Raw genomic sequence first — 25692 nt, forward strand, 5'->3', positions numbered from 1 at the left:
GCGAGTAAAACACGCCGTCACCAATGACCACCGCCGCGTCAGCGCGGCGATCAACGCCCCGCCGGTCACCATCCGGCGGGGCGCTTTCATACCCGCTCGTCGCCACGGACCGTGACGGCCACATCGTCAAATAACGAGACCGGTAACAACTGGGCCGTACTCGGCATGTTTTCGGGAGTTCCCAGTGATTTCAAGGGCCCGAATGCGGTTCGAGTCCCACCTCGGGCACAGCATTCCCCCTCGTCAGAGGGGTTTTTGCTTTAATGTGTGGACATTGGCCCTCTGCGGGTCCCTCTGACGTTCGCCGCGGTTCGTGCCGGGCGCCGCGGTGGCCGGTGAAGTTGTGTGGGTGACGGGGGCAGTGCCCTGGCTGGTGGCCCCTCCGCCTGGCGGAATCTAGGGTTATGTGTCGTCCTTTTCTGCTGTTCGGGTATCCAGTTGTTGGTCGTCTCTCATTCATGGCCAAGATTTGTGGTGACGACATGACGAGGACGGATTGTCTTCGAGAATCATCCCGGGATGGCTGCTTTCTGCGAGCAAGACAGGGTGCGCCTATCGTGTGTTTGTCCGGCCAAAGGAGGTGTGCAACCTGTGCACACCTTTGTGCACGGGCGGCTCCTCGACCTGCATTTTGATCCGTTACTACGGGTTCTCCGACACCGCTTCATGCAGTTCTCTGTTGCATGCGACATGACTTCGCGGCCTGGATCCTCGGTGTCGGTGGACGTTCCTGTCAGCGGAAACGTCTTTGAGCTCTTGGGTCCGATCCGTCGACAGAGTCCAGGTGTGTGGGATCCGGCCTTTCTTCCGGGGGCAGTAGCTGCATCGCGCAGTATTCATCCGTGAAGAGAGTACGGTCCTCGTCTTCGAAAGCCCACGCGTCGGCCTCCCGCTCGGCGTCTGTGCAGTACTCCCGAGGTGGTAGAGTCGAGTTCCTCTTGCTCGCTAATGCGTATTCGTCCCTGGTCAGCTGGTGACTGTACTGGCCCGCAGGGGATCCCCGAAGTGTTTTCGCGGTGGCGTCCTGCGCGTCGGGGACACGATGGCCTCACTCCAGGGACTGGACTCCATACCGGCTAACTTGTTCGACGCGCCTGGCATCACTTCGCCTCGAGCTTACCGAGGCGTTCTGCGATGCTGCTGCTGGCGCGGTAGGCCTTGGGGCAACGGGCCAGCCACAGTTTCAGCACGGCAATCTCCTCTGCCCGCTGGCCGAGCTTGCGGCCGGACGATGGCGGCATGCCCGTGCACCAAGGTGCTGGCATGTCACCCTTCGCAGCCCCTTCGGCGGCCTCAATGGCCTTGTAGCAGAGCACCAGTGCTTCTTCGAGCCGGCCCTCGCGCTTGAGCTGCTTGATCGGTTCCACGAGCTCAAGGTAATGGACCCAATCGACCATGCCGCGCTTGAATTGCTGCGCCCGTTCACCACCGCCCTGCAGCGCTTCCCTGACGATCGAGGACTTCTCCGCGTGGGATCTGTTGGTCTGTTCCTTGGATGTAAACGCTGGCGGGTTTTGCGCTGTGAACTGCCACTCCGGGTCTCCGTCGCCCGGCCAGACGTAAGCCTTGGCCAGCAGTTTTTGATCCCGCACGACGTGCAGCTGGTAGCGCACCGGCTCGCTGGCACCCGCCAGCAGTGGGAGATCTTTGGCAGCATTGGACGGGAGACAGCCGACCCTCTCACCGTCGATCAGTACGGCAACGGCTTGCGGATCTACGGGGTTCTCCGGCTCGCGCTGAAGCTGTGTCTGGCCCTCGTAATAACCGCGCTCACCGAGGCCTTTGCGGTTCGCGAGGGCGGCAACGGCGTCCTTGGCGAAAATGGTGGTGCGGGCAACCTCCAGACAGGCGTTGAGGTGCATGGAGATGCGAAGCCTGACGGGTGGCTTGTGTGGTTCTTGCTCGACCTGCGCCTTCGGTTCGTCCACCGAGACCGAACCGCCGCCGATTGGCTGCCGCAGCCAACTGGCGAGCCCCATGCTTCCCCCTGAACGTCAACGGCAAAAGGTGCCGCGGGTTTCCATTATGGTCACGGACCGGAAGTCAGGCATTGGACTTGTTGCGTTCGTCACGTTTGATGCCTAGGCTATCGTGGGCGGTCGCAGCGTCGCGGCCGCCTGTGCGAAGGCAGGAGCACTATGACGGACAAGCTCAACGTCCTTATCCGGGTGGACCTCGATTGCGCCCACGCCGAGATAAAGGCACAAGGTCGCGTGACGGCACAGAGCATCCATGCTCTTTTCGTCATCGTCAAACGCGCTAACGCGCTGACGGCAGGGCTTACCGTGGCAATCGATATGACCCACGCTAGCGTCGAACCTGACGCCCTGGAACAGTTGCGGGCGTGCTCCCTGTCGCATCATCTGCCAGCGCACATTGATCCGTTTCAGTCCAACTACAGACTCAGCATCCTCACGGCCGGCGATGACTTCATCGCCACTGGGACTGCGGGTCTGGCAGCCTGACCCTCCCATGCCTGGCATAGCCGCGCACCGGAGTATCGGCACCGCTCCCTGTAATGGAGGAAGGCTCCCCGGTTCCAATGGAACGGAGGCAGCCCAGCGGTTCAAGGTCCGCATCCCCCCGCTGCTACGGGAGCCCGAAATCGATGTCTTCGATCGCCGGACTGTCAGGACAAGGCGGCGCGCAGCCGAGCGCTGAATCCCGCTAGCCGAGCCCCGGTAAGAACATTCCGCTGAACAGTGTGGCCGCCCCGGCCAGTTTCAGATTCTCGCCGCAGGGGCTGTGCTCGCCGGGCTAAAGTAATCGGAGCCACCGCGCAAAAAGAGCGGCCAAGGCCGTAGTCCATATGGAAAACGCCCCTGCCCCCGGCGCGCGAGGCAAGGGTCCGGATCGTTGCCGGGTTGGCCATGACCGGGCTGGGCGCGATATCCCAAGCTTATGTTCCGTAGTGTCTCACCATATTGCTCCGCGTGGCCGGATCCACGACGTCGGATGCGATTGATGTGTGTCCGGTACAGGGTCATCGCTGCCTGGTCCGGGTCAGTCCGCTTCCCGGGTGCGCTGCGCGCTAAGCCTCTCGCCGTCGGCGATGTCTTCCTCTTCCTGCTTCTCGAGTTTCTCGCTGCGCTTGGTTCCGCGGGGTGGGAGCTGGATGGTTTCTTCGGCGTCGATTCCTGCCTGCAGTTCCCGCCCGCGTTCCATTTCGGCGTCGAACTCTGCGCCGAACAGGAGGGACATGTTCAATATCCATAACCACAGGAGCATCACGATGACGCCGCCTATTGCACCGTAGGTCTTGTTGTAGTTGCTGAAGTTTGCCACGTAGAAGCCAAAGCCCAGCGATGCCAGGATGAATGCCAGCAAAGCGATGAAGGAGCCGATGCTCATCCAACGGAACCGCGGCTGCTTCACGTTAGGGGTGACGTAGTACAAGACCGCGATGATCAAGACGACCAACAGGACGACGACGGGCCATTTTGCGATGCTCCAGACCGTCAGGAGGTCCCCGCCAAGGTTGACTGCCCTGCCCGCGGTGTCGGCGACGGGTCCGCTGAGCACGAGCATGCCGGCGATCAGGGCAACGAGCATCACCGCGAACACGGTGACACCGAACATGGTTGCCCGGAGTTTGATGAATCCGCGCCCTTCGTCCACTTCGTAGACGCGGTTCATGGCCCTGCTGAAGGCTCCCACGTATCCGGACGCGGACCACAGGGCAGCGACGAGACCGAGTACCAGGGCGAAACCGGCCGACGTCGAGGTGGTGAGCTCTTCAATGGGCTGGCGGATGGTGTCAATGGTGGATTCCGGGGCGATGCCTTGAAGGAGGTCCAGGAGGGCGGACGTGCTCTTTCCTGCCTGCCCGAAAATACCGAGCAGGGAGACGAGCGCAAGCAGCGCAGGGAAAAGGGATAGCACCGCGTAGTAGGTCAGCCCCGCGGCGGCGTCCGGGCACTGGTCCTTGCCGAACTCTCGGAAGGTCCTCTTGGCTATGTAGGTCCAGGTCGGCTTGGCGATGTCGGTGGGTCTGTCCGGTTTTCGGCCATCATCCGCATCCGGGGCTGTTGCTGCCTTGGCCTTGCTGCTCTCGGCAGGGCTGTTCGTCGTCATGGATGTCCCTCATTCCAAAGCGGGCTGGAGGCGTGCCGTCCTTGATGCCGTGTTGGCCGGACAGCACGCCTCCGTCTGGATCAGGCGGGCTGGATCCTGTCCTTGGCCGCTGTGGTGCTGTCTGTTACGTCGGAGACGGCGGTCTGGGATTCTTCCTTGACGTTTTCGACGGCCTCAGAGGCCGCGGACTTCACGTTCTCCAGCGCTTCCTGGGCTGGCTCCTGGAGATCCTGGGCCATGTCCTGAGCTGCCGCGGCAAGTTCGGTGGTCAGGGGTTCAGCCGCTTCCTTCAGGGCCGCGGCTGCCTCCTTTTCCTTCTCGCTTGCCGGGATCAGCGAAGCTACGAGCAGCCCGGCCCCGAAGGCGATCAGCCCGGCAGCCAACGGGCTGCCTTGCGTTTTGCCGGCCAGCCGGTGGGGCACGTCGCCGATGGCCGCACCGGCGTCGTCGATCGCTGATCGCCCGCCGTCTGCCAGCTCATCCGCGGCGCCCATGACGTTCTCCTTCACGCCGAAGACGGCGTCCTTGACTTTTTCGGTTTGGCGTCGGACAACGTGAGATGGCGTCACCTTATCCGCCACCGCGTTTACCTTGGTGCCAAGGCGCCGCCGGGTTTCCTCGATCTCGGAACGGATGTCATCCGGATTTTCACTCATCGTTGCTCCTCGCGTGGTTTGAGTGTTTCTGGGATTTCCTGGATTGTTGCCGCCGTCTGGGGCATGCCTTTGACGGCTTTGAGTTCCTTGCGGCCTATCGATGCCAGGACGGCAGCCGCGATCGCCCAGAGGACAGCCACGACGACGGCGGACCAGCCCAAGCCCATCAGCTCGCCCAGTGCGTACCAAAGGGCGAGGGAGAGGAAGAGGAGGACGAAATGCCCGGCAACGCCGGCGCCTGCCAGCATTCCGGCGCCCTTGCCTGCTTGCGCCGTGGACTGCTTCAGTTCAGCTTTGGCCAGCTCCACTTCCTGGCGCATCAGCGTGGAAATGTCCCGCGAGACCTCGCCCAGAAGGTCTCCCAACGATGTCGATTCCGCTTTGGCGTGCGCGGGCGTCGGCGGGATTTGGCTCTCGGTCATCGCGACTCACCGCTGGCGGGGTCGACGCCGGGCCTGCTTTCGCCGTCGATCTCGTCATTTCCCGCCAAGGGAGCAGGAGAACCGAGACGATGCGAACGCTCACGGGTGAATGGATCCTCGGCTATCCCGCCGTTAGGCCAGGGATCGGCTTCCGGCTCGCCGACCGGTGCGGGTTGAGGCAGGGTGCCCGGCGCGCCGGTGGGCGCAACGGTCCCGTTCCCCGAGAGGGTGCCGGGGTTCGAGTATCCAGCCGTCGTAGTGGTTGGGCCGGGGAGCTGGACCGGGGGAGGGGACACTGTCATCCCTGGCCCAGGGACGAAAGGTTGGGCTTCGTCGTGGGCGGGTTGGACGGGGTGGGCAGGTCCTGTGGCTGTTCCTCGTGGGGAGCCGTCAGCGCCGGCGCTCAGTCCGCGGCTCAGGCGGCCGGCCAGGACGCCTGCTCCGGCGGCCAAGAGGAGAAACGCCCCAGGACGCTGCCGCGCGAAGGTCTTCACTTCGTCCAGAAGGGACCCTGGATCCCGGTCCTCGAGCCAGGTCGCCACGGATGAAGACCGCCCGGCGGCTTGCCGAACCAAATCCGTTGCGACGCCGGGTTGCTCCGAGGCGGTGGCCATGGATTGCAGTTCCTCCGAGATGGATCGAAGGCCTGCGGCGACTTTTTGCTGCTGCTTTCCGGCCTGGTCCGTGAGGTCCATCCTGGCCTGGTCCAGCAGATCCCTTGCGCTCGAGTTCACTTCAGAGGCAACGTTCGCGACTTCGGATTTCGCGGTTTCGACGACGTTCTTCGCAGAGTCCCCGGCCTGTTCGGCCACGTTCCCTGCTTCGTCCTTGATGGTTTCCGTCGTCGGCATGCCGCTGTTCTGGGTAGGCGGCGGGGGAACTTGCGTACCCGCTGGTTGCTCGGTGGCCGGCGGGGGCGTGTAGTTCCCGTCCCATTGGTTCTCTGTCACCTTCGCTCTCTTTCCAAGAAGGTCGGCTGCGGATCAAGAACCAGAAATACTGGCAGTTAAGATAGTAAGCATGCTTACTATCTGAGCGGACCCCCCCTGTCGATGAATGTGGCCGGAGAAGTCCGTGAGCTGCACCGGGGAATGCCGCGGGCCTTGCATTGGGTGGGCGATACTTCCTGCGGCGACTATCGCGACGCGTTGTCCGTGGGCGCCCCGGGGTCGGTTCCGCTGGGTTCCGCGCCGCTGTTCCGGTGTGCAAGTTTTCCAATGGAACTGGCCTCCAGTCCATGGAGGAGTGCTCCTGGTCCTGAATAGACTTCGACGGCTCCTGCCTCGAAAAGCTCGGCTGCGCTGATCCCCCCGCACGTGAAGCCGATAGTTTCGATACCGAGCCGGGCCGCAGCCTTGACATCCCAGACGGAGTCGCCGACAAATGCCACATCTGCTGCCTCCAAGTGCAGCTTTTCAAGTGCGGCCAGAAGAATGTTGGGGGAAGGCTTGCTCTCAGTCGCGTCGGCTGAACTCGTCGCACAGTCGATCCAGGGTTCGGCATCGAGAATGCTTCGGAGCACCCGAAGATCCCGCTCATGTGCCGAGGAGGCCAATGCCACGGCCAATCCGGATTCCGCACAGGCTTGCAGGAGGGTCCTTGCCGATTCGAAGGGCCGGATAGCCGGCCAAAAGGTCGAGAATATTGCGCCGTGAGCGCGCTCGACGGTTTCGCGGATATCCCGATCGGAATTCGCAGGGAGCAGGCGCTCAAGCAGCTTGTCTCCACCCATGCCGATGTGACGGTGGATTGAGGCCATGGGCACCTCCAGTCCTTGTTGCCGGAGGGCCTGCCACCACGCCATGGTGTGGAAATAGGTGGAGTCAACCGGGTTCCGTCCACATCGAACAGGACTCCGACGTCTTTAGCGCTTTTCGTTTGGTCCTTCATGAGTGGCAACCTTCCTTTGGCTGCTCCCGGCCTTGGCCACGGCGCGATTCCGGGCAACGCATCCGTGGGCGGACGATCTATGATCGTCCATCCCGAGGGCGCAGCAGAATATGGTAAGTATACTTACTGGAATGGGTACCCGACGTCCTTCCACCGGGCCCATCCGAAGAATTCCTGCGCATTCCCGGCATGCAGCCAGGGATTGTCTGATGAACCGTTCTGAAAGGAACAGGCGGTGGACATAACTGATGTGACTCTCAACGATCATCAAGTTGAGCGGTTTGCCCGTGCGGTTGAGTGTAGAGCTAGCGCAAGTAGCTGCAGGTGTGGCGGGCCGCCGCCCGGGAACCGCCGTCTGCTCAGCGGATGCTCTCGTGGAACGGCTCGGGGACAACCCGGGGAAGGTCGTCGACACTGGAACACTGCCGCGCGCGGTATCCGCTGTCCGAAGCGGAGGGCTACGGATCGTCCCGACCAACGGCGTCTTCGATGTACTCCACCGAGGCCACACAAGTTACTCAACCAAGCCAAGTACCTGGGGGACTGCGCCCGGGCGTCTATGCGAAGGGCGGCGATTACGACACCGGCAGCCTGGCGGAAGCCCCGGTGGTGGAACGCTGCGGAGGCTGCGTAGTGATCCCTGACTACATAGCCGGACCATTCGACGTCGGCGGTTGTCGACCGCATTCAACGCCGGGGTGGGCCGATGGAGGGCTATTTGCCGGATCACCAGGAATGTTGCCAGCCGGGCCCCCCGGGGAGAAAACAGGTAGCCGGTACTCAAGCGCCGGACCGGCTCCGCGGCCTACGATCGGCGCGAGGGCGTTTCCCTGGAAGATGCTCTCGGCGGTAGCTGCGTCAATGCCCGGCACATGGTGACACCGGGCATTGACGCGTTTCCTTGCCCCCGGTCCACCCATCCGGGGGACCGCTTGGCGGGGAGCAGCAGCGCACGGATTTTGTGACAAAAGCACCGGAGTGGCGTGGACGCCGGAAATAGCGCCCGGCGGGGCTTTGACGAGGTCCGCCGGGGTCTAGGCGCTGCTGTTGAGGATATAGTCCACCGCGGCTGGTCCTGTCATGCGCAGGCCTTGGAAGACGCCTCTTTTGCCCTTCCCGTTCTTTTCCGTGCGAAGGCCCGCGATCCGCAGGGCGGTGCGGAAGGCGTGGTCGGGGAGGGGGACTTTGCGGTTCAGGGAGCACCAGCTGACGTAGAGCCCGTAGAAGACGTCGGCGTCGAGTCCTGAATCGTTCGTGTTGTCTTTGATGATGCAGTCCTGGAGGAACTGGCTGATCTGTGGAGGGGTCATGGCGTGCTCCGGGTCATTGATTCTGTAGTCCGGGTATTGTCCATCAGGCCCCGGACCATGGCAGGAGTCGTCCGGGCGGTCCGGGGACGGTTTTCAGGGCTGGGTTCCGTAGATGAATTCCTTGGCGTGTGCGACGGCTTTTCGGAAGGCGTCGTTGCGCAGGGTGGCTTGCTCGGTGTTCCTGGGGTCGGTTTCGAGGTAGTTCGTGTAGCCCGGTCGCAGGATCCAGATGTCACCGGCCGGGGGCAGGTAGAACACTCCGAACGAGCGGTGCTGGGGGTCTTCGGTCCAGATGGGGACGACCGCGACCGCGGCGCCGGTGTCCGGGTTGATCCATTGGGCCCGGGGCATGGGTTTTTCGTGGGTTTCGGGGTCCAGGAACGGCGCTGTTCCTTTGCCCCACCGCTTTTCGAAGCGTTCGTAGAACGCGGGCAGCAATTGGTTGTCGTACGGGCGCCAGGCACTCATGGGGGGCTCCTTGGACTTGTGTGGTGTTCCGGCTTTCAGCGCCTGATCTGCAGGATCAGCGTGTAGCCGGTTGGCGGATGTGAACCTTGCCGGACCGGTATTCCGGGCGACCGTCCCGGTGGATTCCAGAGGACCGGTCCGATCAGCACGAAGGCAGGTGGAAGCGGTTGGCCCCGTGTATGGATGGAGGCGCCGTCCGGCCGCTGCGGCTTGGCGTTCGCAGCTGGACCCGTGTGCTCCCGGTCGTAGGCCGCCCGCTTTTCCGGGTTGCCGAGGATGGCGTAGGCGGCCATGATGTCCCGGAGCTCCTGCAGCTCTGGTTCCGTCGGCCCGGGGCCGGTGGGGTGTTCGCGGGCCGCCCGGGTGTCGGGGTGCAGGCCGCGGATGAGCGTGCGGTAGGCGCGGGTCACCTCGCGCGCCGTGGCGGTGGGGGCGATATGCAGGATGTCGTAAAGGTCGGGGCCGTTGTTCCTCATCGTTGGCAGTGGTGTGTTCTAGATGCGGGGTGTTCTCGGGGGAGGGGAATGGTCCCCGGCCTGTTCGGCCGGGGAGCATCGTTGCGGGAGTCATCCCCGGGGCCCCATCGATCCGTGCGCTGGCTGCGCTGTGGCGTGGTCTGTGTCCCCGACCGCCCTCTTTACATGGTGGGCCGCTGTGGTGCTCCCGGTCTGGAAGGCTGCGCCGGCGGTCAGGCGCTGATCTCCTGGCGCTGTTTTCCGGTGGTTTCGATTTCGATGCGGCGCGGCTTTGCTTTTTCCGCCACCGGGATGCGCAGGGTCAGGACGCCGGCGTCGTAGTTTGCTTTGACGCCTTCGGTGTCCAGCGCGTCGCCCAGGATGAGTTGGCGGCTGAAGACGCCGCGGGGGCGTTCGGAGGCGATCAGTTCCGTGCCCTCGCCGACGGGGTCCGGGCGTTCGGCTTTGACGGTCAACACGTTGCGTTCGACGTCGATGTCCACCGAGTCCACGTTGACTCCGGGGAGGTCGAAGGCGACCACGAAGTCCTCGGCTTCCCGCCAGGCGTCCATCGGCATGGCCGCCGGCCGGGCTGTGGTGCCGAGTACCTGTTCGGCGAGCCGGTCGAGTTCACGGAAGGGGTCCGTTCGCATCAGCATGGTGTGTCACTCCTTGCAGATCGCAGTTTTTTTGTTGTTAATCCAGCCGATCTATGGTGGCTGGTATAAATTTTTTATAGCACCGCGAGTGGGTCAGGGCAAGCCTGATTTTCGAAAGGATTTTGGAGGTACCCGATGGGCCAGGCCGAGGACCGGGGGAGGGGCGTGTATGCGATTTCCGTTGCGGCCGAACTGGTGGGAACGGGTCAGCAGAACCTGCGCCTCTACGAACGCAAGGGCCTGCTGGAACCGGGGAGGACCCTGGGCGGGACCCGCCAGTACAGCGAGGACGATCTCGTGACATTGCGGCGGATCGGCGAGCTTCTGGAATTGGGCTTGAACCTGGCCGGCATCCGGATGGTCCTGATTTTGGAGGCCGACAACCGGCGCCTCGAGGCGGAGCTCAGATCCGCGAACGCTCCACAGGACACCGCCCGGCCCAATCCGGGATGAGCCGGAACCGATCGGCCCAGGACCCTTCGAGCGGCCTGGCCGGGACTTCAAGGCATGGAAGACGGCATTCGCGCCGAGGTGGCCGCGAATCGGGTATGCCATCATTTTGCGGACGAGGCGACCACTCGACAGCGTGTGCCTGCGGCGCTACTTTGGGCACATGAGTGATGAGCGGCCAAAAGAGCGCCACAACCGCGATGCGCACCAAGCACCGCAGAACATCGCGCCTGAAAGCACGGGCAGCGAGGTGGACCCTGACTTCGTGCCGGACGAAAGCAACGAGAACCCCAACGAGAAGCGGGCGAGGGAAGATCCCGAAGAAACCGGAAGCTGATTTCCCGCTTGGAACACATGGTCTCCCTCGGAGGAGGAATGACATGAGCGCTGAAACAAGCAAACCTGACAAGCAGGTCCATGACGGCGTCCAAAACGATACAGATCCGGTTCCGAAGGAACCGGTTGGCCCCGCGGCCGCCGGGAACGGCCCGTCGGACGGTCCAGTGACGGTCCCGGAGTCGGGTTCCGGAGTGGCATCCGACAGTGCCTCCGGCGATCCGACCGGTCCGGCGGAAGAACAGGACCGGGCTTCTGCCGATGAACGCGGTCTGACGACCGAGGTAGCCCCGAGTGACTAAACGGTCCCGACTGCTTAGACGGCGGTGCCGGACTGGTGAGGATTGAGCTCCTCGGCCGAAGCCACGGTCGACGAAGCCGGCCCCGTTAGCGCTGGATGAGGCGGACGTGCGGAGGAGGCGCGTCTTCTTGATCCGGCAGGACCATTCGGGCGTTCAACACTTGTTCCAGCTGGTCCAGGATGGTGGTTGATTCCCTCCCGCGAACAATCGGGCGGGTCACCGGACGGCAGGGGGTTTGCTCCCTTGGATCCGTCCGGTGCCTTCCGAGTGAAAAGACAGAATCAGAATCCGAGGAGTAATCATGATCGCAAAGGAACACATCGAGGCCCTGCTCCGGGGAAACGGCAATGTGCTGAGCTCGGACGGAGAAAAGATCGGGGGCATCGGCCAGTTCTACCTCGACGGAGATACCGGTGAACCCGGCTGGATCACCGTGAAGACGGGGCTGTTCGGCCTGCGGGAGTCGTTCGTCCCGCTGGACGGCGCCTGGGTCCAGGGTGATGACCTCGTCGTCCAGCACGGCAAGGAGGAGGTCAAGGACGCCCCGCTCATAGATCCTGACGCACATCCCGGTCCGGAAGACGAAGCACGCCTTTACGACCACTACCGTCCGGAACGGATGCGCACCTACGCTGAGGCCGCTGATGGGGACGGCGGCGGAGATCTCCTGAGGCCGGCCGCATACCCGGCTGCCGACCAGGGCGCCGGGCGGCGCAGGCTGCACCGCTACACAGGAACAGACAAGAACGCCGCAGATGAGTCCCTTGCCGAGGAGCTGCGCAGGGAGAACAGCGACCGGGAAGAAGGGGCCTGACCGGGCACAGGAGGATGGTGACTAGGGCGCACGGGTCTCTCCGACGCGTTGAGGCCCCTGCCGGATAACTCTCCACCCTGTTGGTCCGCGGTGTTGACCCGCGCAGACTTCACAGGCGTTCTGCCTGGGTGGTTTGAGGTCCGCCCCCGGAGGAGACTCCGGCAGATCAGGCCCAGTCGCCATTGACGCCTTCTGCGAATCATTCGACGCCAACGGATCCGGGACCGGAGCGTATCACTGGAAACCCTGTTCCGCGCGGAGTAGATTGGGGCCAGCCGCCGACCCGGGGCTGTTCGAGACCGAAGTTTGGGAGGTAATGGTAATGAGCGCGTTGCTGTGGATCCTGGCTGTTATCGCGATCGTTCTGTTCGTCATAGGCGGCACGGTGAAGGCTGTCGGCTTCCTGCTGTGGATCGCTCCGATCGTACTCGTGGTCGCCGTGATCATGTTCTTCGTCAACCGCGGCCGAAGCGTCTAAGCCCTGACCATGCACGGCCCCGACCACGCACGGGGGATCGCAGGTTGGCCTCGCCTTGATTTCCCGGGGCAGCGCCAGGTAAAACCGGGAACGGACGCCGGGTACGGAAATTGGGAGCGCCGCGGTTCAGGCAAGCCACGGCTTGGACCCGAATCCATGACAAGGATTAAAACCCCTGCTCTGACCACTGAGCTATGGATGCAAGCGGTCCACCCACGGAAACTCGCTGCCTCCATGGTGCTCCACACAACCCACCGCCAAGGGCCCGGGAAACGAGTGATGGGGCCGACAATCCCGCACTCATGGGACGGTTCGTGTCAGCTCAGCTTTTCGGCCCGCGCCCTGACCCCGTCGACGTATCTGTCCGCGGACCCGGCAGCGCGCGGGGTGTGCTTTCTGATCAGCGTCCACAAGGGGCCGGTGAAATCATCCCGCACTGCCAGGCGGGTCTTGCCGTTTTCGGCCGTCACGGTGATAGTCCGGACCGCTTTGAACAATCTCCCCGGCAACCGGAACGTCCAGGACATGGCACCGTCACCGTACCTGTGAACGGCCACCCTCTCCGATCTGGCCAGGCCGGCTGTCCGGATCCGAAGGCTCCGGCCGTGACCGATGTCACCGACGACGGCGGTAATCCCCGAATCCCACTCCGCGTAGCCAGCCGAATCAGTGCCGGCGGCAGGACCAAGGAGGTAGATCCCCAGGGAACCGTATTCCCCTGAGGCGAGGGCGGGTCCGGCAGATCTGGCAGGGTTCATGGAGGCGCCGCTGACCGGACCGGCCCACAGGCCTACCAGCACGATGTAAGCGCCGACCTAGAGGGCCGAAAGCGGTCCGATGTTCTGCGCCCCGGACGCGGCGCCCAGAATATTGCTCACGAGCCCAAGCGTCGGCAGTACTTCGATGACCAGGGCCTGGGCGGGGGTGAACCCGTGGGAAGGGTGGGTCCCGCCGAGGTGGTCCTGCAGGCCGAAGGCCAGGCGGAGAACGATCGCGGCGGTGGTCGCGCCGGCAAGCTGCGCGAGGATGTAGCCCGGAACCCGCCTCCAGGGGAAGTCGCGGCGCAGAGCGAAGGCCAGGGTGACCACCGGATTGAGGTGGGCCCCGGAGTTCGTGCCCATGAACAAGATGATGGCCATGACTGTCAGGCCCGGCGCGGTGACGGCGGCGACCCGGCCCACGGCGCCTGCTGAGGCTGAATCGATGATGTCCGCTCCCGCGGCGGCCAGCACGAGCAGGAATGTTCCAAACGTTTCGCTGAAAAGCCGGCGGAGTTCATGGGCCGGGTCGTTGAATTCGCCCACCTGGGAGCGCTGGGCCCCGGAAAGCCCGAGCCCGGGCAGGTGGTCGTCCTGCCGTTGCTGTCCCGGCCGGGCTTTCGGTTCAGGCGGCTCCGGGGCTGCCATCAAAGATTCCTTCTCGTTCCGACAGGAGCGGGGGGCATGGCCCCTGGAAACGAGGCCTCGGTCGGAGTGTAGGTTTCCCTCGATCGGGTCCGCGATGAGACCCGCGGCGGACAGGTAGGAGGTGGGGTGCCCGGCACCGGCCCGGGCGTTGCACCTGATGGAATCCACCCGCAGCTGTGCGGCCAGGCGGGCCAGCGTTGATGGTCGTGGTGGCGGCAGCGTCCTGCGGTCGTGAATCCCAATGCACGGAAGCGTCCACATGCGCCCACGGGCCCTTCATCAAGTCTGCGGCGCGGTCCTGCACATCGTGCGCGATTGTTGCCAACCGGGACACGCCTGCCTCCCGAAGCGTCGGTTTCATCGCCAGCCTACGCCGGGAGCGCCCGCCAGGAAACACGACCCGCGCAGACCGCAGCTCCTGCCGGTTGCCTGCATCCGTGGAGAAGGCCGGCGAGGAGTCTGTTTCGGTGCACGGGAGCGAGACCTGCTTCCGCCTTCCCCGGACCGGGACGCCGGCCGTACCTGCTGGCCGGGCGGAACAGCACCCGGCCCCTTCGTTGCCTGTTCCCTCGTCCAGGGCCGGGGGTATTTCAGGACACCGTTCTGCCGTTCGCGGGGACATTATTGTCCGTCGTTGAGGCAGAGCTGGGCCCGGCGGCCGCGCGGTCCCGCGGGGCCGGTGAGGGCTGCGGGTCGCTGCCGGTGGGCCGTGCCGTCCCGGAGGTGACGGCAGGTAGTGGCTTGGCGTCGCCGCGGCAGAGTTCTTGGTAGAACTGCAGGTGTTCGGTGACCATACGGTGGGCACTGAACCGGGTTTCCGCCGCGTGCCGGCAACTGCCCCGGTCGAGCGTGGCAGCGGACAGCAGTGCTTCCGCCAGTCCGGTCGGTCCGCTGCGCAGGTACCCGGTGATGCCATCCTGGATGATTTCGGGTGCCGATCCGCGGGAGGTTGCAACCACGGGTGTCCCTGTGGCCAGGGCTTCGATCATCACCATGCCGAACGGTTCGGACCATTGAATCGGATTCAGCAGGGCGACGGCTCCTCCCAGCAGGGCATATTTGTCGGCGGTGTTCAGCTCGCCGAGGTACTCCGTCTCGGGTCCCAGGAGCGGTCTGATCACGGTGGAAAAGTATTCGTACTCGTCCCGGGTGTACATTTTGGCCGCTATCCGCAGGGGCAGCCGCGCCAGCCGGGCCGCCTCGATGGCCTGGGGCAGGCCCTTCGCGGGGTGCATCCTGCCTAGGAAAGCGGTGTAACCGCCTGCCCCTGTGCCTTGGGGGACGGAGTCGGTGTCGATGCCGTGGTGGATGACCCGCTTCACCGTGGAAGCCGGGGCCGTGCCCGCCTGGTGGTGCGAGATGGCGATGACAGCGGTGTCAAGGGCCATCTCCCGGTAGAGTTCGCGCAGCCCGGGTCGGAAAAGCCCATGGGCCGTGGTGACGACGGGGGTCTGTCCGGTCCGGGGCCGGTGCAGGGGGCCTGCGAGGGTGTGGTCGTGGATCAGGTCGACGGCTGCCAGGGCACGGTAGGAAAGCACGGTGTGCCGGAGTTCGTCTGCGCGGGACCCGATGGCGGCCCGGTTCCCGACGGGCAGGCCCGGAACCCTCTGCACGGGGCAACAGCTGTCCGCCGACGCAGCCAGAAGCACATCATGTCCGGCGGCGGCCAAACCCCGGGCCAACGTGTCGACCACTGCCTCCGTACCGCCGTAGGCCGGTGGCGGCACCGGTATCCAGGGCGGCGCAATCAAGCCGATGCGCATCCTGGTCTCTTTTCTGCAGGCGGTCCGTCAACACGAAGGTCAGATGCCGTTGTCGAGTGTTTCCTTGCGGGTGATGGCCTCCCCGCTGTCGGGCCTGATGAGTCTTCGGTTTTCGCCGATCCTGCGCCGGGGGCGGCCAGGACGAGCGAGGCGACCACTCCGATGACGCCCGCGGCCATCAAGATGAAACCTGCAGTGCGCGGGTCCATGAAAGGGACCAGCCCGGGGTTTACGGCGAATGCCTGGATTGTTCCGGGCGTGAAGACAAAGATCGAGGAATCGATGTACATCTCTACTCCTGGCGGCCTCGAGGGGCGGATGGCCGGCCAGAAGGTCGAGAATATTGCCCCGTGGGCGTGTTCGATTGCCTCGCGGGCGTTTTCGTTGGAATCCGATGGGAGCAACCGGTCAAGCAGTTTGTCTCCGCCCATGCCGATGTGGCGATGGATTGAAGCCATGGACACGTCCAGTCCCTGCTGCTGGAAGCCCTGCTACCAGGTGATGGTATGGAAATAGGTGGAATCGACCAGCGTTCCGTCGACATCAAACAGAACCCCGTGCTGCTTCCGGGTTTTGCTTGTTCTTGCATCGGCATTCACCTTCTCTTGCTTTTTGAAACCAAGCGCGTCCGTCCGGATTTACGAGGCCGGCCATGGTTCCGGACCACGAATGATCCGCCCAGGTATCGTCCGGACCCGGAAGTCGGCACGCCGTCCGTGGCATCGTGTCTTGGCCGGCGTTTGGGCCGCGTCCCGGGTCCTTGCCCTATGGCCCAACCGCGGAGTTACGCCGTTCCGGTGATCGTGGTCCAGATGCCGACGGCTCCGGCGACGATCATGATGGCGGTGGTGGACCAGCCGAGTGTGGCGGCGAGTTTTCCGTTGCGGTATTTGCCCATGATGTCTTTGTCCCTGGAGATGAGCATGGTGACGATGAGGAACGGGGCGGCGGCGATCCCGTTGATGATGGCACTGAGGATCAGCAGTCCGATGGGGTCTGTGGCAAAGAAGCTGATGATGACACCGCCGATGGTTCCCACGCCAAGAAGGACGTAGAACGTGCGTGCATGGCTCGGTCGCCGGTCAAACCCCCACTCCTTGCCGAGCAAGCCGGCGAGGCCGGCGGAACCGGCAGCGGCGAGGACGGGGACTGCCAGAATCCCCGAGCCGATGAACCCGGCGGCGAAGAGAAACTTCGCGGCCGGACCCACGATGGGTTCCAGCGCTTTGGCGGCGTCCGCCGCGGTCTTGACGTCCGTGCCGTTCCTGCCCAGGGTCGCGGCGGTTGCCGCCATGATGGCGAACATGACCAGGACGGAGAAGAACATGCCGGTGAAGACGTCGGCGCGCGCGTTGCGGAGCTTGCGGTGAGCCGCCGGGGCGGAGTTGTCGTCCAGCCCGACGGCGTTATCGCCTCCGAGGTCCTCTTCCCGGAGTTCCTCGACCCGGTGCGCGCTTTGCCAGAAAAACAGGTAGGGGGAGATCGTGGTGCCCAGCACCGCGACGATCAGCCCCAGGTAATCCCAGCTGAACCGGAACTGCAGACCGAGCAGGCCCGCCACCACGTCTCCCCAGTCCACGTTGGCGACGAACAGGACCGCCACGTACGCCAGCAGGGCCAGGCAGAGCCATTTGAAGATCCTGGAAATAATGTCGAACCCGCCGGCGACGAGGACCACGGCTACGCCGACTCCCGCGATCCCACTCCAGAGGTGGTCCGGGCCGGCCCCGAGCATTTCCATGCCCTGCCCGATTGCCATCAGGTCCGCCGCCGCGTTCAGCGTGTTCGCCGCGATCAGGGCCACGATGAGGATCCCGATCACCACGCGGGGTTTGCGGGAGAACTTCCGGCGGGCCAGCCTGCCCAGGCTGTCCCCGGTGGCCAGTGCGGTGCGGTCGCAGATTTCCTGAACCACCATCATCATCGGCAACGTCGCAGGAGCGGTCCAAAGCATGCCGTTGGAGAACGTGGCCCCGGCCTGGGCGTAGGTCGCGATCCCCGAGGGGTCATCATCGGCCGAGCCCGTGACCAGACCCGGTCCGAGCAGGCCGACGAACCGTCGTATCGGTGACTGCTTCTTCCTAGGAGGGGGTGGATCCTCTTTGGAAGGGTGTTCCGTCTGGGTTTCAGCGGCCTCGGTCAGCTGGGAGTCTGGTTCAGAAGCCTCGATGGAGCCCATCGTTTCCTCCCGCCCTTCACAGAAACTAGATGATAAGCATACTTACTTTCCCCAGTTGGAAACCATCCTAGAGCAAGGACGGGACCGTAACGTGGTTTCGCAGCACAATTTTTAGGTTCTTTCGAACTGCGCAGGGCGGGTATGGGCAATAGGAAATCCTCCCCGGCAACTCCAGGCTGCGCCCAGCCCGGCAATGCTAGCCCGCCTGATTGTGAACGTCTGTGCCGGCACTTCGTCGCGAGCATGATCTGTTCCCGGCCCTCGGAGACATCGAGCCCGCATAATGCGGCCGCCCGGGCCGGTGCTTTCGACGGTGGCGCTGAGTTTCTCTGCCCCGTCGTACGCCTCACCACGGGGCGAGGTCCAGCAGGTCAGGGCCGTCCTTGTCCCGGGGATCCAGCCAGGCGTCGAACCTGCCCTGGGGCCAGGGGATCGGCGGCCGGTCGTGCAGTGCGCCCAACCTTGCGAGGGCGGGGAACCGGCGTCGTCGGGCGCACGTCCAGATTCGGCGCAGGCTCACGAACCCCGGCGCACAGCTGCGCGCCGAACTCGATGCCTGGCCGGTTCAAACTAGCTAGACCTCGTCTCGGGGTGCCGGGGGCACCTCGGCGATCTCGGGCTTGATCCATGTGGCGACCACCTTCACTCCGCCACGCTCATCCCGTTCGGTCTCGATTTCGATTTCGGAAGCCGAGGCCCCCATGCCCAGAAGCTTGTCCCGGTAGGAAAGGACCAGAGTGTTCAGACTCTCCTCGCTCCACTCGCCAGGACGCATTCTGGTCGAAATTTCAACTGGCTCCGGTTGATAAAGTGTCACTGCATGCCTCCTGGGACGGCCGCGCCGCGGGCAGGACAAGGGCCGGTTCTTCTGAGCGCTCAACGGACGATGGTCCTTCCAAGCTAGAGCGCATCAGCGTTTGCGGCAACGGTCGTGCAGGTGTCTTCCGCGAAGAGCGGCTTCGGCATAGTTTGCTGGTATCGCCGCGCTGTCTGTCGCGGGTGTTGCCAGCGGGCCGGTAGCGCCCACAACAGCCGGGGGCGCCCTTAACAACGGGAGGAAAAAAGATGAGCGATTTCTTGCGCCATGTGGCTTTCGACGTGCCAGAACCGGTCCGCCGCTTCCTGCAGGGGGACATCGGCCCGTGGCTGCGCGTGGAGGAATTCAGCGATGGATCCGCCTCGGTGATCCGGGCCGAGCTGCCCGGCGTCGATCCAGAGGGACATCGACATCTCCGTCTCCGGACGCACGCTCACCATCTAGGGTCGTCGGGTAGAAGAATCGGAAAACCAAGGCAAGGACAATTACCGCTCCGAGTTCCGTTACGGGGAATTCAGCCGGAGCTTTCAGGTTCCCCCCAGGGGTTAACGAGGAAGAGATCCCGGCCTCCTACACGAGCGGGATCCTGGAGGTCTGTGTACCCGTTGCCGGGCACGAGCAGACGCCCCGCCGGAAGGTTCGGGTTAACCGCACGGACACATTCCGGACGGCGGCAGGCGACGGTGGCGAAGCGGTCCCTGGGACCTCGGATGCCAGGGGCGAAGACGGAGCGCCGTCCCGGGCCGATTTTTCCTCCGGGGAACAAACCGCCGCAGCAGGAATCTCCTTCCTGATCGCGTCCCGGGAGGCCAGCACCTGACGCCGGGCAAATAGCCGCCCCCGGCTGGGAATTGGGGCGTCATCGGTCAGCCCCGCCAGGCCACCGTGATCGCCTCGCCATTGGGAACGGCTTTGATGTGCAAGGATACGTCCAAGCCGCCACGGGCGCGGCAAGGGTCTGTGCCGGTCGTAGTGATGATTTCCTGAATCAGCTGGTTCAGGGCGAGGGCCATGGCCGGTCCCCAATCCGCGGGGTGGGTGCTGGATGCCTCCGCGGTCACCGAACGGGCGGTGTCTGCTGTGGATTGGGGGTCTGTCTGCATAACGGTCTCCATCCGTGTTTCTGCACCGGGAAGTGCAGTGCCGTGATGCGCAGACAGACCTCCAATGAAGTGCCGTCGACCCGCTACTCCTTCCTGTCTCCCAGGAGCCAGCCGAGTCAGGTCACCTCATTGGTCCTCCGCAGCAGGGTGTGCCCATTCTAAAAGCGCATGCGCCTGACCGCCCACCGGAGGGTGTCCGGGACCTTGGGTGGAACGCGCATTTCACCGGGAAACGAGGGCAATCACGACGAATTCCCGCTTCTGTACCGGTACTTGGGCTCATCAATCACCACGCACGCGATTTTCTTCCCGCGGCGTTTCCCGAAGCGGCGAGGGCTAACTCCCGGGGGCGGCAATCTGAGCGCGCTTCGCATGCGGGACAAACGACTGTTCGCAATCACCAGAATGAGGAAGAAGCCCAGCGACGGAACGAGCAGGACAAATATCCACGGCAAGTTGCCCACAGCGCCTCCTGCGCCAGGTCTCCGGCACGGCCGACCCCTCACGAAGGAGTTCCATTCGGAAGCCGCAGCGGCAGTGTGAACCGCGCCGGCCCCTGGTTGCCTAACCACCAACCAGCCCTGGTCAATGCCCTGCCATCTGCCACAGCTCCAGACCCATCCTTGCCGCCGTCAACAGCAGCGCCGCAGCCGAGATCCAGACACCGGCGATCTGCCAGGCACTGGCCCGCGGCCGCCGTCCATCCTCCATGCTTCCCCTTCCCCCTTCGCCCAGTGGGGAAACCATCCTAGAAGCCAGGAACGACACCCAACCGCCCGCCTTCGCGGCCATGGTGCGTTTGTGCACCCGATACCCATAGCCGCCCGGGCCATGAGGCTTCTGACTGTGGAGAGCACCCGCCCGGCCGTCCACAGAAAAAACCCGGCGCCGGACCCCGGGCGCGCCGCAGTGGAACGCGCGTCGAGCTGTCTCACAGGAATACCCCGCGCATTGAAACGCACCTTACTGTCGGCGATTACTCCTTGCCGACCTTCTGGCTTCTTTGAAGTCAGAAAATGCGCGTGAGATTGGCCAGGAAAACCGGGTCCGCGATCAACAGGGCAAGGATCCATCCTGCGCGCCGGCGCCGCGCCCGGTCCACGAGGGTGCGAAGCGCCGTGAATTCCTGCTGAAGGGCTGCGGCGTCCGCGCCGGCCAGCGGGTTCCGGTGCCAGGTCCCGGGACGGACGGCCGCCGCCGTCACCAGGGACACCTGCCTTGGCGTGAGTACAGCCTGGCGGCTGTTGAGCCAGCGCAGGAGCTGCCGGTCCGTGACCACGGCGACGCCGGAAGGACGTTCCCTGACCGTCATGCTCTTGGGGGCAACGATGACGACACCGCCGGTGACTTCCACGGCCTGGTTCGCCCCGCTCGTAAGAAGCTTCGCCGCTCGGGCGGCTTCATAGCCGGCGTTGTGGAGGTGGCGCTGCTTCTTGCCCGCGACCATGAGCGTCCGCCCGGCCACCCAAACTGATTGGCCCGTGTGGTTTTTGGTATTGAGGGTGAAGACCCCTGCCGGACCTATCAGGACGTGATCGATATCCGATGTGCCCGCGCCGACTGGGACGGCGTGCAGGACCGTCCATCCGGGCCCCAGATGTTCAAGGATCCTCCCCACTGTTATCTCGCCGAGGGCGCCCTTGTACCAGGGGTGGTCTTCCGGGCTCAGCGGGTCCGCCCCGAAAATACGCCCCAGATAGGACCGTGAGGGCGCACCCGCCCTATCGGCCAGTAACTTCTCGATGACCGCCTGTCCCGGGACCCGGCCACTCAGCCCGCCGCGTTCCAGAACGGCATCGGGTCGTGGCGGAAAATCTTGTGATTCAGAGTCAGATGTCATGAGGTTCCCTTATCCCGTCGGCCCGAAGGCCCGCTGGCCGGGTCCAGCCAAGCCATGGCCTCGTTCCTGGACGTGAAGAAGCGGCTCGGACACGGCGGCTTGCGGACGCCGAGGAAGAAACTGGCGAGGACCCGATCCACCGGGCCGGACCCAAGCAACGCGATCCGCGAGGCGGCGCAAGTGGAGAAGATGGAGCGGGCATCCCGGCTGAGAGCCTCCATCATTGCCATGTCGACCAGCAACGGGTGCTCGGACCCCCGGCAGACCTCGCCGACGGCCACCATTGCCGCAAGGGCATCGGCGGCTTCGACGGTGCCCTTCGGTTTCCAGATCATGTGGACGACCCCATCGGTCCGCAGTTCTACGGTTTCTTTGGCGCCCTTAATGCCTGGGTCCGCGAGGCGCCTTCCGGTCTCGCCTGTTCGCCCGTACGCCTCCTGCAGTGCAGGCTGCCGCTGATGATCCCACGGTATCCGGGCAATTGAGGTCCCAGCTGGTTCTTCGGTCAAAGTCATGGCGACGGGTGGGAAGCGTTCGACGGGGACAGTTGGAGGCATTCTCCAACGGGGCCGAGTGGACGCGGGATCCCGCCCGGGCCAATCAGCTGGAGGACCCTCTCGACTTCCCAGTCATGGCTTGTTGGTCCGGCGCTGGACATCTTCCACAACCTCTCCCATGTCGGTCATCCCCTCCCACAGAAGCGGTCCGAATCCTAGTCCCCCTATGCTCACAGTGGGGACGTCCAGTTGTGACGCTCTTGCGGAAATCCTTGGGGAATCCTGTGGAGAGCAGGAGTAACCTGCCGCATCCTTGGACGTCGACTGGATGCTTCGCGAGCAGACTGTGGGAGGTCGGCAGGGTCGATCGGCTCCGTCCAGAAAAAGGCCCCTGTCCGGCGTCCGGGACGCTCAGCTTCATGACAGATGATCGGACCGGGCGAGTTGCTGCTCATGTTCGAAGCTGTGGCGCTTGAGTAGTAACCCGTCCACCCCCGCTTTCGCCCTTGAGCGTCGCAGGGGAGATCGAAAACGGGATCTCTATTGCCGGCTATTACTCCAAGCTGTGATCGTCCGGTTGATGTAAGTCTCGACGCTGACGGTGACGTCGGTGGACGGGTCAAGCAGCCATTGCAGCCCGATCCCGTCCAACACGGCGGTGACCAGGCGAACTTCTATCTCGATTTCGGCGGGGGTCAGCGGTGCCACGTCGCCGGCGTCGACAGCGTGCTGGAGATGGATTCCGAGGGTGGCAAGGTTGTTCGTATAGCGGTGCTGAATGAAGACGTGGGCCGGATGGGCAGGGCTGGAAGCCTCGGCCGCGATGGTGGTGAACAGCTCGAGCAGCCCCCGGTTGCTTCGATGTGCAGTCATGACCTCAGGCAACCGGCGGAAATAGTCCAGCCCGACAACACCGGCCAGGCTGGCTTCCACCGTTCGGCGGTCCCACTCCTGCAGCACGGCCGTCAGGAGTCCTTCTTTGCTACCGAAGTGCTGCAGCAGCGTCGCATGGGAGACCCCGACCCGCTCAGCGATGGTCCGGATCGATCCGCCGGCGTAGCCGTACTCGCCGAAGACCGCGATCGCCGTGGCGACGATCTGTTCCCGCCGCCGGATCCCTGTGCGGTAGGGACCCCGCGCGTTAGTCCCTGTGCTATTTGGCATGGGCATCACTATCTCATATTCCATTGACCAAAACCTACCACTCGGTTATAGTTTATCGCCAGAGAGGGGCAAACAGTCCTGGCCAACAGGCCCTCGACGCAAACACGCGCCGCCCGAGAGCGGGGGCCTGCTACGCCCCTTCCACCCGACGGCTGCCACTGCCCAACGCAGCGGACGCCCGGAACGACTTACCCGAGGAGAACAATGACTGACACGCGAATGTGTTTCATCACCGGCGAGGGATGGCTGTTGTTTTCGCCCACGAGAACGCCTGACCGGCGACGCCAGGGGCAGCACCGATGAATCCGAGCTACGACTTCACTGGCCAGGTCGCCCTGGTCACCGGCGCCGGCTCCGGTATGGGCTTGGCCACCGCCCGCGCGTTTGCCGAGGCCGGCGCCGCCGTGGTGCTGGCCGATATCAACCAGGCGGCGCTTTCCGATGTCACCGCGGAGCTGGCCGGCTCCGGCCACCAGGTGCTCGCCGTGCCGTGCGACGTGGCGGACGAGGAGCAGGTCGCCGCGCTCGTCGCCACCGCCGTCGAAAGGTTCGGCCGGCTCGACATGGCTTTCAACAACGCCGGCATCCAGCTCCCGGTCTGTGACGCGGCCGACGAACCGGCCGAGGCCTTCGATCGGGTGACCGCGATCAACCTCCGCGGAGTATGGGCCTGCATGAAGCACGAACTGGCCCGGATGCGCCTCCAAGGCAGCGGTGCCATCGTGAACTGCTCCTCCCTTGGCGGACTGGTCGGCAACCCCGGGCGGGCCGCCTACCACGCCACCAAGCACGGTGTGCTTGGACTGACCCGCAGCGCCGCGCTCGAGTACGCTCCCCGCGGGATCCGGATCAACGCCGTCTGCCCCGGAACCATCGCCACTCCGATGGTCACCGGCATGCTCGCCGCCGGCGAGCTCGACCTTGCGGAGTCGCTGGCCAACCAGCCCATCAACCGGCTGGGCGAACCCGAAGAGATCGCCGCTGCCGTGCTGTGGTTGTGCAGCCCGGGCGCGAGCTTCGTCATCGGGGTCGCGCTCCCGGTCGACGGCGGCTACACCGCCCGCTAGCCCCGCCTCCCACCACGGAAGACAAGGAAACTTGCTGATGAAGTACTCCATCCTCGGCTCAACCGGCGTCAATGTGTCCCGGATCTGTTTGGGCACCGCCACGTTCGGGGTCGCTCCCACCGCGCAGGATGCCAACCGCGTCGTCGGCACCGCTATCGACCTGGGCATCAACTTCGTCGACACCGCCGACGTCTATGGCAACATGCCGGTCTTCGACCGGCCCGGCGCCCCGGCCGCGGCCGACCGTGAACCCGCCGAGCAGATCCTCGGCCGCGCGCTCCGCGGCCGCCGCGAGGAGATGGTGGTCGCCACCAAGTCCAACGGAATCGTCGGGCTCGACGTCAACGACCGTGGCCTGTCACGCCGCCACATCATCCGTCAGGTCGAAGCCAGCCTGCGCCGCCTGGAGACCGACTACATCGACCTCTACTACGCCCACGATCCCGACCCCGACACGCCGTTGGAGCAGACCCTCGCGGCCTATGACGACCTGATCAGGCAGGGCAAACTCCGCTACGTCGGCCTGTCCAACCACCCCGCCTGGCAAGTCGCGCAGGCCCTGTGGATCGCGGACGACCGCCGGCTGAATGCGCCCGTGGCCGTACAGGTGAAGTACAACCTCCTCGATCGAGCCGCCGAACGCGAACTCGCGCCCGCCTGCCAGCAGTTCGGGCTGTCCATCGTCCCCTACGCGCCGTTGCACGGCGGCCTGCTCGCCGACCTCCGGGTTCTCGACCGCGACGTCTCCGGTGACCAGCGCTTCGCCGGAGCAGGGTTCACCGACGCCGAGATCGTCGTCGCCCGCGAGACCGAGCGACTCAGCCGAGCATGGGGGCTGGCGCCGTATCAGGCCTCGCTGGCCTGGCTGCTGTCCCGCCCGGCCGTCGCCTCGGCCATCGTCGGTGCCGAGACCCCCGAAGAGCTCCAAGCCAGTGCCACAGCAGCCGACATCGAGCTCGAGCCGGCGCAGCTAGACTCGCTCACCGCTTTGGCCAGCGAACCCGCAGCCTTCCATCACCGCACCGGTGACGGACCGGAACAGCCGTCCGCCGCGAGCGGAACGGCCTCCACCGACTAAGGTGCTCAACCCCGCCACCCAGAAGCGAACTGCGCAGCCCATCCCTTCATCACCAGCAAAGGAACCCGTCATGCCTCAAGCCGACCAAGCCACCATCGACATCCTTACCGACTACTTCAACGCCATGGAGGCCAAAGACCCGGGACGACTGGGTTCCTACTACGCCGACAACATCACCCTGTCCTTCGCTAACGCACCGACCATCACCGGCCGTGCCGACGTGCTGGAACAGATGACGGCCCTGCTCGGCAAGGTCAAGTCGCTGGCCCACCCACTGACCAACGTCTGGCAGGACGAAGGTGGAGTGGTCATCTTCGAGGTCACCACCATCTGGCGCCTCCACGACGATAGGGAGATCAAGATCAACGCCTGTTCAATCTTTACCCTCGTTGACGGCAAGTTCACCGACCAACGCATCTACGTCGACAACACGCCTGTCGGCAGCTACCTCAACTGACGAACGA

Annotated in this window: 29 protein-coding genes and 1 pseudogene; 9 read left to right on the forward strand and 21 right to left on the reverse strand. The window is 64.5% G+C overall.

Translation table 11 applies throughout. The features are described 5' to 3' along the window. Positions 1-1100: 1100 nt before the first annotated feature. On the reverse strand, positions 1101-1979 hold the full coding sequence (locus tag AC1DJW_RS09310; RefSeq protein ID WP_476901198.1) for a hypothetical protein: 879 nt from the start codon (positions 1977-1979) through the stop codon (positions 1101-1103). A 159-nt stretch (positions 1980-2138) separates the two neighbouring features. On the opposite strand from AC1DJW_RS09310, the gene AC1DJW_RS09315 reads away from it, so the two are divergent. Then, positions 2139-2465, forward strand: a complete 327-nt coding sequence (locus tag AC1DJW_RS09315) for a hypothetical protein (RefSeq protein WP_476901199.1) — start codon at positions 2139-2141, stop codon at positions 2463-2465. Between the two features lie 538 nt (positions 2466-3003). On the opposite strand, the gene AC1DJW_RS09320 is transcribed toward AC1DJW_RS09315, so the two are convergent. The 9 genes from AC1DJW_RS09320 to AC1DJW_RS09360 form a co-directional block, all read right to left on the reverse strand. After that, positions 3004-4074: a YihY/virulence factor BrkB family protein gene (locus AC1DJW_RS09320; protein WP_476901200.1), complete on the reverse strand. Its 1071-nt coding sequence runs from the start codon at positions 4072-4074 to the stop codon at positions 3004-3006. A gap of 80 nt (positions 4075-4154) precedes the next feature. Next, the gene (locus AC1DJW_RS09325; protein ID WP_476901201.1) at positions 4155-4730 is read right to left on the reverse strand and encodes a DUF3618 domain-containing protein; all 576 of its coding nucleotides are present in this window, start codon (positions 4728-4730) and stop codon (positions 4155-4157) included. Then, entirely contained in the window at positions 4727-5152 is a 426-nt protein-coding gene (locus AC1DJW_RS09330) for a phage holin family protein (protein WP_476901202.1), read from the reverse strand. Before AC1DJW_RS09330 ends, AC1DJW_RS09325 begins: the two co-directional genes overlap by 4 nt. Then, positions 5149-6102 carry a hypothetical protein gene (locus tag AC1DJW_RS09335; RefSeq protein ID WP_476901203.1) on the reverse strand — a complete coding sequence of 318 codons (954 nt, stop codon included), beginning with the start codon at positions 6100-6102 and terminating at the stop codon, positions 5149-5151. Before AC1DJW_RS09335 ends, AC1DJW_RS09330 begins: the two co-directional genes overlap by 4 nt. Positions 6103-6287: 185 nt before the next feature. After that, positions 6288-6956, reverse strand: coding sequence for an HAD family hydrolase (locus AC1DJW_RS09340; RefSeq protein ID WP_476901204.1), 669 nt, complete (start codon positions 6954-6956; stop codon positions 6288-6290). Positions 6957-8076: 1120 nt separating this feature from the next. Continuing rightward, positions 8077-8352: a hypothetical protein gene (locus tag AC1DJW_RS09345; RefSeq protein WP_476901205.1), complete on the reverse strand. Its 276-nt coding sequence runs from the start codon at positions 8350-8352 to the stop codon at positions 8077-8079. A 93-nt stretch (positions 8353-8445) separates the two neighbouring features. Beyond that, positions 8446-8820 (reverse strand): hypothetical protein, encoded by a 375-nt coding sequence (locus AC1DJW_RS09350; RefSeq protein ID WP_476901206.1) that lies wholly within the window; start codon positions 8818-8820, stop codon positions 8446-8448. A gap of 35 nt (positions 8821-8855) precedes the next feature. Beyond that, complete coding sequence (locus tag AC1DJW_RS09355; protein WP_476901207.1) at positions 8856-9296, reverse strand: J domain-containing protein; 441 nt, start codon at positions 9294-9296, stop codon at positions 8856-8858. A gap of 212 nt (positions 9297-9508) precedes the next feature. Next, positions 9509-9934, reverse strand: coding sequence for an Hsp20/alpha crystallin family protein (locus AC1DJW_RS09360; RefSeq protein WP_476901208.1), 426 nt, complete (start codon positions 9932-9934; stop codon positions 9509-9511). 135 nt (positions 9935-10069) lie between these two features. On the opposite strand from AC1DJW_RS09360, the gene AC1DJW_RS09365 reads away from it, so the two are divergent. The 5 genes from AC1DJW_RS09365 (at position 10070) to AC1DJW_RS09385 (ending at position 12314) form a co-directional block, all read left to right on the forward strand. Next, positions 10070-10387: a MerR family transcriptional regulator gene (locus tag AC1DJW_RS09365; protein ID WP_476901209.1), complete on the forward strand. Its 318-nt coding sequence runs from the start codon at positions 10070-10072 to the stop codon at positions 10385-10387. Positions 10388-10547: 160 nt separating this feature from the next. Next, a complete protein-coding gene (locus tag AC1DJW_RS09370) occupies positions 10548-10721 on the forward strand; it encodes a hypothetical protein (protein ID WP_476901210.1) in 174 nt (57 codons plus the stop codon). A 43-nt stretch (positions 10722-10764) separates the two neighbouring features. Further along, positions 10765-11022 (forward strand): hypothetical protein, encoded by a 258-nt coding sequence (locus AC1DJW_RS09375; protein WP_476901211.1) that lies wholly within the window; start codon positions 10765-10767, stop codon positions 11020-11022. Between the two features lie 301 nt (positions 11023-11323). Then, complete coding sequence (locus AC1DJW_RS09380; RefSeq protein WP_476901212.1) at positions 11324-11836, forward strand: PRC-barrel domain-containing protein; 513 nt, start codon at positions 11324-11326, stop codon at positions 11834-11836. 322 nt (positions 11837-12158) lie between these two features. Continuing rightward, positions 12159-12314: a hypothetical protein gene (locus AC1DJW_RS09385; protein WP_476901213.1), complete on the forward strand. Its 156-nt coding sequence runs from the start codon at positions 12159-12161 to the stop codon at positions 12312-12314. A 317-nt stretch (positions 12315-12631) separates the two neighbouring features. Here the strand turns inward: AC1DJW_RS09385 and AC1DJW_RS09390 are convergent. The 11 genes and pseudogenes from AC1DJW_RS09390 to AC1DJW_RS09440 form a co-directional block, all read right to left on the reverse strand. After that, positions 12632-13981: pseudogene (locus AC1DJW_RS09390) on the reverse strand (aquaporin). Between the two features lie 329 nt (positions 13982-14310). Further along, the gene (locus AC1DJW_RS09395) at positions 14311-15483 is read right to left on the reverse strand and encodes a glycosyltransferase family 4 protein (protein ID WP_476901214.1); all 1173 of its coding nucleotides are present in this window, start codon (positions 15481-15483) and stop codon (positions 14311-14313) included. Continuing rightward, a complete protein-coding gene (locus tag AC1DJW_RS09400) occupies positions 15468-15941 on the reverse strand; it encodes a hypothetical protein (RefSeq protein WP_476901215.1) in 474 nt (157 codons plus the stop codon). Before AC1DJW_RS09400 ends, AC1DJW_RS09395 begins: the two co-directional genes overlap by 16 nt. 326 nt (positions 15942-16267) lie before the next feature. After that, the gene (locus tag AC1DJW_RS09405; RefSeq protein WP_476901216.1) at positions 16268-17662 is read right to left on the reverse strand and encodes an Nramp family divalent metal transporter; all 1395 of its coding nucleotides are present in this window, start codon (positions 17660-17662) and stop codon (positions 16268-16270) included. A gap of 574 nt (positions 17663-18236) precedes the next feature. Then, positions 18237-18479: a hypothetical protein gene (locus AC1DJW_RS09410; RefSeq protein WP_476901217.1), complete on the reverse strand. Its 243-nt coding sequence runs from the start codon at positions 18477-18479 to the stop codon at positions 18237-18239. Positions 18480-18706: 227 nt separating this feature from the next. Then, the gene (locus AC1DJW_RS09415) at positions 18707-18886 is read right to left on the reverse strand and encodes a hypothetical protein (protein WP_476901218.1); all 180 of its coding nucleotides are present in this window, start codon (positions 18884-18886) and stop codon (positions 18707-18709) included. Between the two features lie 459 nt (positions 18887-19345). Further along, complete coding sequence (locus tag AC1DJW_RS09420) at positions 19346-19582, reverse strand: hypothetical protein (RefSeq protein WP_476901219.1); 237 nt, start codon at positions 19580-19582, stop codon at positions 19346-19348. Between the two features lie 585 nt (positions 19583-20167). Continuing rightward, positions 20168-20293, reverse strand: a complete 126-nt coding sequence (locus AC1DJW_RS09425) for a hypothetical protein (RefSeq protein ID WP_476901220.1) — start codon at positions 20291-20293, stop codon at positions 20168-20170. A 298-nt stretch (positions 20294-20591) separates the two neighbouring features. Continuing rightward, positions 20592-21422, reverse strand: a complete 831-nt coding sequence (locus AC1DJW_RS09430; RefSeq protein WP_476901221.1) for a nuclease-related domain-containing protein — start codon at positions 21420-21422, stop codon at positions 20592-20594. Then, positions 21419-21865: a DUF7793 family protein gene (locus AC1DJW_RS09435; protein WP_476901313.1), complete on the reverse strand. Its 447-nt coding sequence runs from the start codon at positions 21863-21865 to the stop codon at positions 21419-21421. The genes AC1DJW_RS09430 and AC1DJW_RS09435 overlap by 4 nt, the downstream gene beginning before the upstream one ends. A 594-nt stretch (positions 21866-22459) precedes the next feature. After that, entirely contained in the window at positions 22460-23083 is a 624-nt protein-coding gene (locus tag AC1DJW_RS09440) for a TetR/AcrR family transcriptional regulator (protein ID WP_476901222.1), read from the reverse strand. A 299-nt stretch (positions 23084-23382) separates the two neighbouring features. Between AC1DJW_RS09440 and AC1DJW_RS09445 the strand changes: the two genes are divergently transcribed. From AC1DJW_RS09445 to AC1DJW_RS09455, 3 genes are all read left to right on the forward strand, one after another. After that, on the forward strand, positions 23383-24150 hold the full coding sequence (locus AC1DJW_RS09445; protein ID WP_476901223.1) for an SDR family NAD(P)-dependent oxidoreductase: 768 nt from the start codon (positions 23383-23385) through the stop codon (positions 24148-24150). Positions 24151-24187: 37 nt separating this feature from the next. Beyond that, positions 24188-25228, forward strand: coding sequence for an aldo/keto reductase (locus AC1DJW_RS09450; RefSeq protein WP_476901224.1), 1041 nt, complete (start codon positions 24188-24190; stop codon positions 25226-25228). A 70-nt stretch (positions 25229-25298) separates the two neighbouring features. Beyond that, a complete protein-coding gene (locus tag AC1DJW_RS09455; RefSeq protein ID WP_476901225.1) occupies positions 25299-25685 on the forward strand; it encodes a nuclear transport factor 2 family protein in 387 nt (128 codons plus the stop codon). Positions 25686-25692: the final 7 nt, after the last annotated feature.

Source organism: Arthrobacter sp. 05L417 (assembly GCF_056397865.1).